This is a genomic window from Variovorax robiniae (assembly GCF_037889955.1).
GTDB classification, from domain to species: Bacteria; Pseudomonadota; Gammaproteobacteria; order Burkholderiales; family Burkholderiaceae_C; genus Variovorax; species Variovorax robiniae.
In genome coordinates this window covers 745,640-758,965 of the sequence record NZ_JBBKZS010000001.1, presented here as the reverse complement: position 1 = coordinate 758,965, position 13,326 = coordinate 745,640, and the positions used below count along the sequence as shown (strand labels likewise).

General features: G+C 66.2%; 13 protein-coding genes, 1 tRNA gene and 1 pseudogene. 5 read left to right on the top strand and 10 right to left on the bottom strand.

The features are described 5' to 3' along the window. The first annotated feature begins 179 nt into the window (after positions 1-179). On the top strand, positions 180-857 hold the full coding sequence (locus WKW79_RS03300; RefSeq protein ID WP_340333659.1) for a hypothetical protein: 678 nt from the start codon (positions 180-182) through the stop codon (positions 855-857). A 3-nt stretch (positions 858-860) separates the two neighbouring features. Here WKW79_RS03300 and asd read toward each other — a convergent pair whose 3' ends face one another. Continuing rightward, on the bottom strand, positions 861-1,727 hold the full coding sequence (asd, locus tag WKW79_RS03295) for an archaetidylserine decarboxylase (RefSeq protein ID WP_340333658.1): 867 nt from the start codon (positions 1,725-1,727) through the stop codon (positions 861-863). Between the two features lie 53 nt (positions 1,728-1,780). On the opposite strand from asd, the gene WKW79_RS03290 reads away from it, so the two are divergent. Then, complete coding sequence (locus WKW79_RS03290) at positions 1,781-3,436, top strand: aminotransferase class III-fold pyridoxal phosphate-dependent enzyme (protein WP_340333657.1); 1,656 nt, start codon at positions 1,781-1,783, stop codon at positions 3,434-3,436. 91 nt (positions 3,437-3,527) lie between these two features. On the opposite strand, the gene WKW79_RS03285 is transcribed toward WKW79_RS03290, so the two are convergent. Beyond that, a complete protein-coding gene (locus tag WKW79_RS03285) occupies positions 3,528-4,163 on the bottom strand; it encodes a hypothetical protein (RefSeq protein ID WP_340333656.1) in 636 nt (211 codons plus the stop codon). A gap of 69 nt (positions 4,164-4,232) precedes the next feature. Between WKW79_RS03285 and WKW79_RS03280 the strand changes: the two genes are divergently transcribed. Beyond that, the gene (locus WKW79_RS03280; protein WP_340333655.1) at positions 4,233-5,543 is read left to right on the top strand and encodes a glycosyltransferase family 4 protein; all 1,311 of its coding nucleotides are present in this window, start codon (positions 4,233-4,235) and stop codon (positions 5,541-5,543) included. Between the two features lie 10 nt (positions 5,544-5,553). Here WKW79_RS03280 and lplT read toward each other — a convergent pair whose 3' ends face one another. Continuing rightward, entirely contained in the window at positions 5,554-6,810 is a 1,257-nt protein-coding gene (lplT, locus tag WKW79_RS03275; protein ID WP_340333654.1) for a lysophospholipid transporter LplT, read from the bottom strand. 131 nt (positions 6,811-6,941) lie between these two features. On the opposite strand from lplT, the gene WKW79_RS03270 reads away from it, so the two are divergent. Both WKW79_RS03270 and WKW79_RS03265 read left to right on the top strand, forming a co-directional pair. After that, entirely contained in the window at positions 6,942-7,604 is a 663-nt protein-coding gene (locus WKW79_RS03270) for a COG3904 family protein (RefSeq protein WP_340333653.1), read from the top strand. A gap of 149 nt (positions 7,605-7,753) precedes the next feature. Further along, the gene (locus tag WKW79_RS03265) at positions 7,754-8,623 is read left to right on the top strand and encodes an amino acid ABC transporter substrate-binding protein (protein ID WP_340333652.1); all 870 of its coding nucleotides are present in this window, start codon (positions 7,754-7,756) and stop codon (positions 8,621-8,623) included. A gap of 21 nt (positions 8,624-8,644) precedes the next feature. Here WKW79_RS03265 and WKW79_RS03260 read toward each other — a convergent pair whose 3' ends face one another. From WKW79_RS03260 to WKW79_RS03230, 7 genes and pseudogenes are all read right to left on the bottom strand, one after another. After that, positions 8,645-9,832, bottom strand: a complete 1,188-nt coding sequence (locus tag WKW79_RS03260) for a PrsW family intramembrane metalloprotease (RefSeq protein ID WP_340333651.1) — start codon at positions 9,830-9,832, stop codon at positions 8,645-8,647. Next, positions 9,829-10,389 carry a hypothetical protein gene (locus WKW79_RS03255; RefSeq protein WP_340333650.1) on the bottom strand — a complete coding sequence of 187 codons (561 nt, stop codon included), beginning with the start codon at positions 10,387-10,389 and terminating at the stop codon, positions 9,829-9,831. The genes WKW79_RS03260 and WKW79_RS03255 overlap by 4 nt, the downstream gene beginning before the upstream one ends. Positions 10,390-10,425: 36 nt before the next feature. Next, positions 10,426-11,412 (bottom strand): Bug family tripartite tricarboxylate transporter substrate binding protein, encoded by a 987-nt coding sequence (locus WKW79_RS03250; protein WP_340333649.1) that lies wholly within the window; start codon positions 11,410-11,412, stop codon positions 10,426-10,428. A gap of 40 nt (positions 11,413-11,452) precedes the next feature. After that, a pseudogene (locus WKW79_RS03245) lies at positions 11,453-11,749 on the bottom strand (hypothetical protein); the annotation flags it as partial. Between the two features lie 48 nt (positions 11,750-11,797). Beyond that, positions 11,798-11,888 (bottom strand) — tRNA-Ser (locus WKW79_RS03240). Between the two features lie 13 nt (positions 11,889-11,901). Further along, positions 11,902-12,828, bottom strand: coding sequence for an SPFH domain-containing protein (locus WKW79_RS03235; protein ID WP_340333648.1), 927 nt, complete (start codon positions 12,826-12,828; stop codon positions 11,902-11,904). A gap of 24 nt (positions 12,829-12,852) precedes the next feature. Continuing rightward, a complete protein-coding gene (locus tag WKW79_RS03230) occupies positions 12,853-13,278 on the bottom strand; it encodes an NfeD family protein (RefSeq protein ID WP_340333647.1) in 426 nt (141 codons plus the stop codon). Between the last annotated feature and the right edge of the window lie 48 nt (positions 13,279-13,326).

Below are 13,326 nucleotides of genomic sequence, written 5' to 3'. Positions count from 1 at the left end.
GACTTCCAGGTGGTCAGCATGAAGCGGGATGGGGCGGTCTTCGTTGGGCAAGGGACGCTGATCCAGTCTCCATGCGTGCTGGCGGTCAGCTCGGCCGTCGTCGAAATAATTATTTCAAATTGTTGCTGAAGTGACGAGGAAACGGTATAAACCGTTTTCCGTCCTTCACAAGAAAGCCCATGGCATCCAGCGCTCCCACCAACGATCCGATCCTCGTCGATGTCGAAGCGGCAGCCGCCGCGCCTCAAGCGGTTGAACCGTCAGAGCGACCGGTTCCGCCCCAGGCCGCTGAGGGCAAGACGGCGAAGCCGCGAACCCGCGCCAAGCCCGCCGTGCCGGCCAAGCCCGCCGTGAAGGCCAAGGCGGAAAGGACACCCCCGGGCAAGAAGTCCCGGCCGGCGACGACTGGCGCGAAGGCTGCGGCCGAAGTGGTAGCGCCGAAGAAGGCCGCGAGCAAGCCCGCGGCAACGGTGAAGAAGTCGCCGAAGCCCGTGGCCGACAAGAAGAAGATCGCAGCCAAGCCAGCGGTCGCCAAACAGGAAGCCGCAGCCAAGCCGGCGGTCGCGGAGAAGAAGTCGTCGCGGAAGTCCGCGCAAAAGGCATCGGTCGGCGGCAAGAAGGTGCAGGCCCCGAAGGCCAAGCTAGTGCGCGACAGCTTCACGATGCCGAAGGAAGACTATTCGCTGATTGCCATGCTCAAGGACCGCGCGCTGGGGTTTAAGCGCCCCGCCAAGAAGAGCGAATTGCTCCGCGCTGGCTTGCATGTATTGCAAGGCCTGGCGGCGCCCGCACTGCGTGCCGCGCTGGAGGCGCTGACGCCCCTGAAGACCGGCCGTCCGAGGAAAGACGCGAGCTGAGCATCAGGGCAAGCGCATCAGCGCTTGGCCCATGCGGATCGGCTGGCCGGTCACGATGCCTTCGGCCAGCGTGAACCCGGCCGGTGCGAAGACGATGATGGTCGAGCCGTGTTCGAACCAGCCCATCTCCTCGCCCTTGCGATAGGGCGTGTCGCAATCGATGCGCTTCGGGCCGCGGTAGCCCAGGTGCAGCAGCAGGTCCAGGCAATGCAGGCGCAGGCTGGCCACGAGGATGGCGGCCACGGGCACCAGCGCGATGCGGTGGCCGCTGCCCTGAAGGCGTGTCTCCACCAGTGCGCGCTCGTTGCGGCAGAACAGCCGCTCGACACGCTTGAGCGCGATCGGGTTCACGTTCCAGGTGTCGCCTGAGATGTAGGTCACGCGTTCGACCTGGCTGTCGTGCGGCGCGTGGAAGCGGTGGTACATGCTCGATGTCAGGCGCAGGGTGACGTAGCAACCGTCGCGGTACGGTTCCATGGCGCCGGCATCGCCGAACAGCTCGGCCGCCTCGTACGGAAAGCCCTTGGCCTGGAATACGCGCGTGCCTTCGACTGCGCCGCAGGCGCCGACGATCGCATCGCAGGGGCTGGCCAGCACGCCGGGGTCCGCATCGACTTCGCGCGCACCGGGCAGGAGTTCCCGCGTGAAGCAGTCGTGCAGGCTGTCGAAGCGCGCCTTCTTCGCATCGCTCAGGTCGAGCTCGGTGAACAGCCGCCAGACCGCGATCGACGCCTCTCGCACCAAGGGATTGCGCAGCTTGCTGAACCAGCCCATGAAGCGCGTCAGCGCGATGCGCGGCACGCGGTTGGTCAGGAGGAAATTGAGGTCTTCCTGCTGCAGCAGGGCATCGCGCCATCGACGTCTTTTCATGAGCTTGTCAACAAGGTGGGATAGACAGTAGGGATCGTTCTCAAGTAATCGACATGCAGCCCACACTTCTCCTGTCTTCCATTGCCCTTGCTTCCCTGCTCGCGACGCTGCCGATGGCTCGGCGCCGGCTCGAACTCTCTCGTGCCAAGCATCCCTCGCTGGGCGGTCATTCGCGCATGGCCAAGCGTGTGGCCGCGCAGCTTCCGGGCTATGCCTACGACGCCGATGACTTCTTCGACTCCGACGGTGCGCCGGCCGACGTGGCCGCGCAACGGCGCGAGGGGCTGGAGCGGCTGTCGACACTGTTCCGCACGCGCTTTGCGCAATCGCTGGCCGCCACGGCGCAGGCCAGGCCGCACCTGTCGGACCTGCAGTTCACCAGCAGCTACCGCGTGCCCTTCCAGTACAGCCCCTACCTGCGCTCGCAACTGCCGGTGGGCGCCTTCGTGCGCGCGTCGAGCGGCGTCACGGTCGAGGACCTGGATGGCAACGTGTTCCACGACCTCACGGGCTCTTACGGGGTCAACGTGTTCGGCTATGACTTCTACAAGTCCTGCATCGCACAGGGGGCCGCGCGTGCCGAGTCGCTGGGTCCGGTGCTGGGCGCCTATCACCCGGTGGTGGCCTCGAACGCCAAACGCATTTGCGCCATTGCGGGGCTCGACGAGGTGTCCTTCCACATGTCGGGCACCGAGGCCGTGATGCAGGCGGTGCGGCTCGCGCGCTATCACACGCGGCGCTCGCACCTCGTCCGCTTCTGCGGGGCATACCACGGCTGGTGGGAGGACGTGCAGCCGGGCCTCGGCAATCCGCTGCCACCGCGCGAAACCTACACGCTGCGCGAGATGGACGCGCGCACGCTGCAGGTGCTGCGCAAGCGCCGCGACATCGCCTGCGTGCTGGTGAACCCGCTGCAGGCGCTGCACCCCAACGCGGGCGCGCCGGGCGACTCGTCGCTGGTCGACAGTAGCCGCAGCGCACGTTTCGATCGCGAGGCTTACACGGCCTGGCTGCGCGAGCTGCGCGCGGTCTGCACCGAGCGCGGCATCGTGCTGATCTTCGACGAGGTCTTCGTCGGCTTCCGGTTGGCACCGGGTGGTGCGCAGGAATACTTCGGCGTGGGGGCCGACATGGTCACCTATGGCAAGACGCTGGGCGGCGGCCTGCCCATCGGTGCGGTCTGCGGTCGTGCAGACCTGATGAAGCGCTATCGCGAGGAGCGCCCGGCCGACATCTGCTTCGCGCGCGGCACCTTCAACTCGCACCCGTACGTGATGGGCGCGATGGGCGCCTTCCTCGATCGCATCGCACAACCCGAGGTGCAGGCGCTTTACGACGGCCTCGACGAGCGCTGGAACCATCGCGCAGACCTGCTGAACCTGCGCCTGCGCGAGGCCGGCGTGCTGGTGCAGGTGGCCAACCTGTCGTCGATCTGGACGGTGCTCTACACGCAGCCGTCGCGCTACAACTGGATGCTGCAGTACTACCTGCGCGCGCACGGACTGGCCCTGAGCTGGGTCGGCACCGGGCGACTCATCTTCAGTCTCAACTACACCGATGACGACTTCGAGGCGGTGGCGCAGCGCTTCGTCAGCGCCGCCCGCGCGATGCAGGCCGACGGCTGGTGGTGGCACGATGCGGCGTTGACCAACAAGGCGATACGGCGCGGCATCCTGCGCGAGATGATCGCGCAGCGCTGGCGTGCCTGACACCCACCCCGCGTACGACCTTGCCATCAAGCGCAGGACAAGGCGGAGCGCCGCAGACAGTGCTGTAGCACGGCAAGGCGATGCACCGCAGTCATGCGCTTGATGGCGAGGTCGTATCAAGCGTGGGGGCGGCGTGGTGCATCGGGTCGATCAGTTCACCGCGCAGCAGGTGCAGCGGCGCACGCCAGTAGAGCATGATGTCGTGGAAGGGGTCGGTAAGGATCTTGGTCATCCACACCAACCCGGTGCGCACGTCGGCGATGAAGAACAGGTGCAAGGTGCGGAACAACAGTCCGCCCGCGCCCAGCACCAGCCACAGCATGCCGACCTGGCGCATGAAGCCTTCGAAGCCCACGGTCGGTGTCATCCATCCGAACAGCGAGCGGTCGAACCACAGCACCAGCGGGGCGGCCGCCCAGAGCGCCATCAGCACCACCTTGCGGCGCAGGTTGTAGCCGACCTTGATCTCTTCCTTGTGCTCGTGGGTCGCGTGGTTGACGTGGTCGTAGCCGTTCGGCTCGAAGAAGAAATGGCCGGCCTGCCGGCTCGTCATCGACACCCCCCATGCCAGCAGCGCGGCGGCCACCGGGTCGACGAAGAGCAGGGCATAGGCGACGACGAAGCTCACCGCGCTGAGCAGGTGCAGCGACTGGTTGATGCGGCTGTGGTGGTAGTAGCGGTGATCGTCCCAGCGCTGGATGGCAAGCGTGCGGAAGAAGTCTTTCACGGGTTCTCCTTGGATGGCGCCAACGCGGCGTGACGGGATCGTGACGCGCATGCGTGAATATTTGGTGACGTGTTCACTTTGCTTTTCTTTCGCGTCGTCATCGTCCTGTTGCAATCGGCCCGCAGCATCCGCGCCATGGCTGAAATGCTTCCTCCGATCGTGGTCGACCATCTGCCGGCGGTGCATCGCTCGCTGCGCATTGCGGTCGTCAGCGAAACCTATGCGCCTGAAGTCAACGGCGTGGCGCTGGCGTTGCAGCATGTCGTCGAGGGCTTGTGCGCGCTGCGGCACGACGTGCAACTCATCCGCCCGCGACAGGCGGTCGACGACCTCGCGCAACAACGCAACGGCAGCTTCGAGGAAGTGCTGATGCGCGGCGTGCCGATCCCGCGCTACCCGGAGATGAAGATGGGCATGCCGGCCAACAAGGCATTGGTCGCGCTGTGGAGCCGGCACCGGCCCGACCTGGTCTACATCGCAACGGAAGGTCCGCTCGGCTGGTCGGCCCTGAAGATCGCCCGCAAGCTCAAGCTGCCGGTGTGCTCGGACTTCCGCACCAACTTCCATGCCTACAGCCGGCACTACGGCATCGGCTGGCTGTACCGACCCATCATGGACTACCTGCGCAAGTTCCATAACCGCACCGCCTTCACGATGGTGCCGAGCGAGCAACTGCGGCAGGACCTGCGCGCCAATGGCTTCGAACGGCTGGTGCTGGTGACGCGCGGGGTCGACACCGCGCTGTTCGACCCCGCGCGGCGCAGCGATGCCGTGCGGCAGTTGTGGGGCGCGCCGCCCGGGACGCCGGTGGTGCTGTTCGTCGGCCGCCTGGCCGCGGAAAAGAACCTTGGAGCCTTGGTGGCCGCATTCCTGGCGATGCGCCGCGTGCAACCCCGCATGCGGCTCGTCGTGGTCGGCGTGGGCCCCTGGCACGAGCAATTGCGCGCGGCCGTGCCCGATGCGTTCTTTGCCGGCACCCGCCGCGACGAAGAGCTGGCCGCCTTCTATGCCTCGGCCGACATGTTCGTATTCCCCAGCATGACCGAGACTTTCGGCAACGTGACGCTCGAAGCGATGGCGAGCGGCTTGCCGGTGCTTGCGTATGACCATGCCAGTGCCGGCCAACTGATCCGCAGTGGCGAGAACGGGTTGCTTGCGCGGCTCGGGGACGAGGCGCATTTCATCGACCAGGCCGTGCGACTCGCGAGTGACAGTGCGCAGGCCCGCGAGATGGGTTGGCACGCTCGCCAGACCGCCACCGGGCTGGGCTGGCCTCGCATCGTGAAGCAGGTGGAAGAGGTGATGCTCGCCACGCTCGCGAGCGGCGCAGAGGAACGGCAAGCAGACGCAGTCACACAGCCCGTCGCTGGCGTGGCTTGAGAAGGGCGCTTCAGCCTTCCACTGCCGTGGCGGTGTGCCGACGCGCGCGTTCGCGCCCCATGAGCAGCGCGATCGCGCCCGCGACGGTCAAGCCGAAGCCCCACATCAACGGAACGATCGGCACATCGAACGCCACCAGCGCCGCGTAGCCCGCGAGCATCATCATCACGCTGAGGTTTTCGTTGAAGCCCTGCACCGCGATCGACCGACCCGCGCTCAGCAGCGTGTAGCCACGGTGCTGAAGCAGCGCATTCAGCGGCACCACCAGCACGCCGCCGACCAGGCCGACCAGCGCCAGCAGGGGCACGGCCAGCATCAGCGAGTTGCAGGACGACACGACCGGCATCAGCAGCCCCAATGCCACGCCGGCTGGCAATACACGCTTGGCCTGCGCCAGGCTGACATGGCGCCCGGCAACGGCAGCGCCCACGATCACGCCCACAGCCACTGCGGCCTGCAGATAGGCGGCCTGGTCGAGAGGCAACAGCAGCACGTCGGCAGCCCACTTCAGCACCGCGAACTGCAGCGTGGCGCCGACGCCCCAGAAGATCGTCGTCACCGCCAGCGACAGGCCGCCGTCGCGATCGCGCCACAAGGTGCGTCCCGCAGCGCGAAAGTCGCGCATCAATTCGCCGGCATGAATGCGGGTTCGCGCATAGCGCACGCCGCTGTCGGGCACGCGGGCGTTGAGCCATGCGGCCAGCACATAGACCATGAGCAGCGTCAGCATCGACAGGGCCAGCGTGCTGCCAGCGCATTCCGCCATCGACGCCAGCCATTCGCCCAGACCTCGGCTCGCCATCGACGCGCGAACGAAGTCGGCGACCAGCAGGCCGCCGAGCACGGTGCCCAGGAGCGCGGCGCACACCACCGAGACCTCGAGCCAGCCATTGGCCGTCACCAGTTGCCGAGGCGCGACCATCTCCGTGACGAGCCCGTACTTGGCGGGCGCGTAGGCAGCAGCGCCGAAGCCGATCACCGCGAAGGCGAGCAGGGGATGCAGCCCCGCGATCAGCATGGCGACGCCAATGAACTTGACGACGTTCATCAGCGTCATGAGCCGCGCCTTGGGCATGGCATCGGCGAGCGGCCCGATCACCGGCGCCAGCACGACATAGGACAGCGTGAAGAAGAACTTGAGCAGCGGCGCCCACCAGCCGGGCAGGCTGCGCTCCTGCAGCAAGGCGATGGCGACGATCAGCAGCGCGTTGTCCGCCAGCGAAGAGAAAGCCTGACCCGCGATCAGCAGGTAGAAGCCGGCCGGCATCTCAGGCCGGCGTCATGTTCATTTGCATGGGTGGCGATCGTCGCCAATGGAAATGACGGGCGCGTGAAATTGACTCGCGTCGGGATTGTGATGCCCAATTCCGTGCGTCACGATTCGAGGATCTCACAGCCATGCACGGACTCAGGGCCTGGCGCGCCGCCATCTGCTTCTTGAGCGTTTGCGCCCAGGTGCTTCCTGCCTCGTCGCGCGTGCTGTACCGGCCCGCCGCTGGCAATCGGCCTCCGCAAATCTCGATCAAAGGCGAAATCGTTCAGGCGGATCTCGACGCATTCACCGCCATTGCCGGGACTGCGCGCACGGATGCCGCGACCTTCATCGCGGGTCGGGGCAAAGGTACAACGTCACCCGGCATGGGATCCGTCAATGTGACCCTTGACAGTCTCGGCGGCAACGTCTTTGTCGCAATGTCCATGGGCAGGATCATCCGGACATACGCTTTCGCGACGCGCGTTGAGCTCGGTGCGAGATGTGTCAGCGCCTGTGTGTATCTGCTGGCGGCGGGGCAGGGTCGCTACGTTGGCGGTCGCGTCGGCGTTCATCGCCCCCACCTCCAGAACGACGGGGTGACCTCCGCGCGGGCAACGAAGGCACAGTACGCGGGTGTCAATGCCCAGGCAAGGCAGTACCTCGAAGAGATGGGCTTGCCAACGTCCCTGCACGACCGAATGATGCAAACGCCATCCGATCGTGTGACCTGGCTCTCTGCACACGACCTTTCGACCTACCGCTTGACGACGATGATTCCTCCGTCACCGAGGCCCGCAGTGCCTTGACCATGGATGTGCCCAGGCAGGTCTGGTTGCCAACGGGGGTAGCGGGCCCCACAATCCGCCGGCTCCGCAACGCGGGTTGTCGAGTCCGGCGAATGGGTCGGCCTGGGCTTGCCGGCACGCAACTGTTGATCGCCTACGAAGGATCACGCATGCATTCACGACTTCTGGCGCTGGTGGCGCCGCTCCTGGCGTCCACCTTGCTGGCGGCCTGCGCCAGTGGGCCGGGCGCTGTCCCACGAGACTCGCTTGCCCGCATCAGCCAATCCCAGATCCTCAAGCTGGGCTATCGGGAGGATGCCAGGCCGTTCTCGTACAAGGGCGCCGACGGTGCGCCGGCAGGCTATTCGGTGGAACTGTGCAAGCGCGTCGCCAGTTCCCTGCAATCCCAGCTCAAGCTGGCCAAGCTCGACGTGCAGTGGATCCCCGTCACCGCAACAACGCGGATGCAGGCCGTCACCGATGGCAGCATCGACCTGGAATGCGGCAGCACGTCGCGCACGCTGGGTCGTGAGAAGGTCGTCGACTTCAGCAATCCCATCTGGGTCGAAGGAAGCTCCTTCGTGTCGCTGGCATCCTCGTCGATCAGCCGGGCTGTGAACCTGAACGGCAAGCGGGTGGCTGTCATTCCCGGCACCACCACGGAGCAGGTGCTCAAGGGGCTGTCTTCGCGTGGCGTCGTGCCGGTCTTCGTGGCGGTGCGGACCAGTTCCGAAGGCATTGCCGCGGTACGTGACGGAAGGGCCGATGCCTTCGCCACCGACAGCCTAATCCTCGTGGGTGAAGTCACCGGCGGCCCGGCGGGTGCGACCCTGCGCCTCAGCGAGGACTATCTGTCGATGGAAAGCTATTCGCTGATGATGCGACGCGATCCGGACATGCGCCTGGCGGTCAACCGTGCCCTGGCCGAGACCTACCGCAGTGGCGAGATCGCCAAGGTGTTCCGCCAGAGCTTTCCGGATGGCACCGCGCCATCGGCACTCGTCGAGGCCGTCTACGTGCTGAATGCGTTGCCGGAGTAGGGAAGGCCTCATCGCACGCTTTCATCGTGCCGACTGCATGAGCCGCTCCAGCTTGTCGCGCAGGCGTCGTACCGTCACCTCGTGGCGCAGCGTCTGGGCGCCACGGCCGTAAGTCGCGGCCTTGCGGATCAGCCGCAACTGTTCCCGTTGCAGGCGCGTCTTCAGGCGTCGCGCGCGCAGCCCGAAAGCGTAGCCCATGGCCCGCCGGACCTGGTAGCGCTGCAACGGCCTGCCCAGGCGAGCCCACTCGTCGTCGCGAATCAGATCCCGTTCCGGCACGAAGTACGCCGCCAGCGCGTGCAGGTAGGCGCCGTTCTCGCGTGCAGCGACGCGCCAGAACAAACCGGCCGCCACGAGCGCGGGGATGCCCTTGACCAGGATGAACAGCGCGAGGCCGCCCATCCCGTCGTCGAAGATGTCGTCCAGGAGGGGGGAGTTCCACAGAAAATGCAGGCCCCATGCGATCGTGAAGCACCACAGTGCGAACGCGATACGCACGACTGTCGGACGCTCCGGATGCAGCAGGAACCACGCCACACCGAAGGAGGCGATGGTCGTATAGGCCGCATGGCTCCACAGACCGCTCAGGACACCGCGCGTGTACAGGTTGAGCAGCACCGGGGTCACTTCGTTCTCGAGTGGAAAGTGCAGGGAGGCGTTGATCGTGTACGTGAGGTTCTCGATCACCTGGAACCCAAGGCCGGTCATCGCCCCGACGATCAGCACGGAAAGGTAGGTCTGGAACTGGGTCCGCGCGACCAGGATCAGCAGGATCACGCCCGCGAGCTTCAGCAGTTCCTCAGTCATCGGGCCTGCGAGCGCCGGCCCCCAGACCGATGCGAATTCCGGGGAGACCAACTTGGCGCACAGGCTCTGGATGGCATTGTTCGCGGGCGCGCAGAAGTAGAGTGCGCCACCGCCGCCCCAGGCGAACGCAAGCTGGAAGGCCTCCGGCGGATGTTGTTCCAGCAAGTCCAGTGTCCGGAAGGCGAGCAGGAACACGGCGGCATAGCCCGCCCACACCAGCAGTCCCAGCAGCGCGGTGACCGGGACCACCTGGAAGCCCAGGACGAGGATGCGGGCCGCGTAGAAGAGGCCGTTGAGGATCAGGATCGACAGCACCCAGAAGGCCGCGCGCCGGGGTTGGAAAAAACCGTCCGTGCCCACGGGCCACAGGGCGTCCGGCGGCTCGTTCGCGACCGCGCTCACGCGGGCGCCTCCAGGTCCATGGCGTCCAGCATCTCGCGCGCTTCGCCGAGCGCCTCGCTCAATCCGTCGTTGGCGCCGTAGAAATCGATCTGCACGACCGATCGGCGCGGCAGGTCGACCACTTGCCAGAATCGACCGGCGAGCTTCGGGCCGTAGTAGGCGAAGGTCTGCCCCTGCAAGCCCCAGTCATTGATGAAATTCGACACCTCGCCATCGACGCGCAGACCCTGGCCACGCTCCATCAGGCGCCGCTGCCGCACGAGCGGCCCGGCGGCGCCACCGTTCCACGCGGCTGCGGTCACCAGGAACTTGTGGCCGCCTTTGAAGAGCATCAGCGACTGGCCGGCTCTTGAGCGCGACACGTCCATGTGCCAGCCATTGGCGACCGGGAACCGGACGGGGCCCACACTCACGGTCTGGCCTGCTGGCAGTGGCCGGCTGCCGGGCTCGTGGCGGTCCCAGAACGTCAGGCCACCGACGTAGCCCGCGATCGCGGTCAGCACTGCGAGTGCGCCGGGCCAGCTCCGATACGGTATGCGGCGTGAGGGCTCGAGCATGCGGCAATCGTGCCACACGGTGAACCGCCGCGGCACTCATTCCGGCTCGATCCCCGCCTTCTTGACCAGCGCCGCGTATTTCGCCATCTCGTTCCTGAACGCGGCTTGGGCCTGCTCGGGCGTGCTGATGTCGATGGTGTTGCCCTGGGTGGCCATGGCTTGCTTGACGCCCGGATCCGCGAACGCGGCGACGATCGCGTCATGCGCCTTGCCGACGAGGGCCGGCGGCAGCCCTTTCGGCCCGATTGCCGCGAACCATGCGTCGACGACGAACTTGGGCAGTCCCTGTTCGGCGAAGGTCGGGATCTCCGGCGCGGCCGGTGTGCGCTGCGCCGTCAGCATGCCGATCGCGCGCAGCGAGCCGGCCTTGATGTGCGACTGCACGCTCGGCAGTGCGGCCGTGCCGAAGTCGACCTGCCCGCCGACGAGGCCGGCCACCATCGGGCCCACGCCCTTGTAGGGGATGTGCTTGGCCGTGACGCCCGCTTCCTCGAGAAACAGTTGCGTGGCCAGGTGCAGGATGGTGCCGGTGCCACCCGAGGCGAAGTTGAAGGTGTCGGGCTTGCTCTTGAGCAGCGCGATGAACTCCTTGCTGTTGGTGGCAGGCACCGTCTTCGGATTCACGACCAGCACCATGGGCGTGGCGCCGATCAATGCGATCGGCGTGAAGTCGCCCGGCATGTTGAAGGACAGCGACTTGATCACGCTCGGGAAGATCACGACGTTGTTCGACACGATCGCCAGGGTGTTGCCGTCGGGCGCTGCGCGCGCGAGTTGCTGCAAGCCGACGACACCGCCCGCGCCGGGCTGGTTGTCGATGACCACGGATGCGTTGAAGGCCTTGCTGAGGGCAGGTTGGGCGGCACGGGCGATCGTGTCGACGCCGGACCCTGGCGCGTTCGGCAGGATGAAGCGGATCACGCCCGACTGCGCGCGCACGGCTGCAGACCATGGTGCGAGGGCGAGGGCTGCCGACGCAGCGAGCATTGCGCGGCGGGAGAAGGGATTCGTGCTGCTTGTCATGTCTGTTGTCTCCATCGCTTCTTTTGTCGTGCGACGCGGTTCAGGACACGATGCCGCGCACCCGCATGTCCGCGATCTCGGCATCCGTGCAGCCCATGCCGCGCAGCAGTTCCGTGCTGTGTTCGCCGAGCTTCGGCGGGCTCAACCGTACGCCCAATCGATGGCCCTCCAGGGTGATCGGGAACAGCGTGGTCTTGACGGTCTCGCCTGCCTTCGGGCCATCGCAGAACAGCAACCATTGCGCATCGCTGACCGCCGCCAGGAAGATCTGCTCGCCATTCCTCACTGTGAACACGTCGTAGACCGCCCCCGGGTTGTCGCGCGCCGGCATCGGCGCCCGAGAAAGAAAAAAGCCCTTGCAGCAATGCAAGGGCTTCATTCATTTTGGCGGAGCAGGCGGGATTCGAACCCGCGGAGGGCTATTAACCCTCACACGCTTTCCAGGCGTGCGACTTAAACCACTCATCCACCGCTCCGAAGCCCACGATTCTAACCCGCAGTTGGGGTCGTTTTTCCGGCCTGAACCATTCGCATCGCCGATGCGATCAAAGCGGCGGTCTCGGTCATGTTGCTCGGCACGATCAGCGTGGTCTTCGAATCGGCCGCGACCTTGCCGTAGGCGTCCACCGCACGCTCGGCCACCTTGAGCTGTACCGCCTGCTCGCCGCCAGGCTCGCGGATGGCGGCGGCCACGCGCGAGATGGCGCCCGCGGTCGCCTCGGCCACCGCGGTGATGGCGGCGGCCTCGCCCTGGGCGTTATTGATCTGCGCCTGCTTCTCGCCCTCCGAGCGGGCGATGAAGGCCTCGCGCTCGCCGGTGGCGATGTTGATCTGCTCCTGGCGTCGGCCCTCGGAGGCGGCGATCAGCGCGCGCTTCTCCCGCTCGGCTGTGATCTGGCGCTGCATGGCCTGCAGGATCTCCTTGGGCGGCGTCAGGTCCTTGATCTCGTAGCGCAGCACCTTCACGCCCCAGTTCAGCGCCGCCTCGTCGATCGCGGCCACCACCTGCGCATTGATGATGTCGCGCTCCTCGAAGGTCTTGTCCAGTTCCAGCTTGCCGATCACGCTGCGCAGTGAGGTCTGGGCCAGTTGCGTCACGGCCACGATGTAGTTCGATGAGCCGTAGCTCGCGCGCATCGGGTCGGTCACCTGGAAGTAGAGGATGCCGTCCACCTGCAGCTGCGTGTTGTCGCGCGTGATGCAGATCTGGCTGGGCACGTCGAGCGGGATTTCCTTCAGGCTGTGCTTGTAGGCCACCTTGTCGATGAAGGGGATCAGGAAGTTGGGCCCCGGCGTCATCGTGCCGTTGTACTTGCCGAGCCGCTCGCGCACCCAGGCGTTCTGCTGGGGCACGAACTTCACGGACTGGCTGATGAAGATGATGGCGATGACGAGGATGACGGCTGCGACTTCCATGGTGCGGTTCCTTTTGCTGCGTTTTCAGATCTTGTCGACGACGAGGCGGCTGCCGATCACTTCCGAGACGCGGTGCATCCCGGTGGTCGGCGTGACGCCGGGGCGATGCATCGCCGTCCATTGGGCGCCGCGATAGCGCACGCTGGCGGTGCCGTCGCTGTTCCAGGCGTCGACCTGGACGCTGCCGCCCACGTCGAGGTTGACGTCGGCATTGGCTTGCGCCGGCAGCTCGGGCGGCCGGCGCTTGCGGATGACGTACCAGGCCAGCACCGCGCCGACGCCAATTACGGCCGCCACGACCAGTTGCGTCGTCAGACCCGCGCCCAGATGCGCCGAAATGGCGGCCGCCGCAAAGCCTACGCCCAGCAGCAACAGGTACACCGTGCCGGACATCAGTTCCAGCACGATGGCAGCCCCCGCGATCAACCACCAGACGGTGGAAAGCTCCATGAAATTGCTCCTGTACATGAATCCGGCTGCATTTTCGGACATACGGTC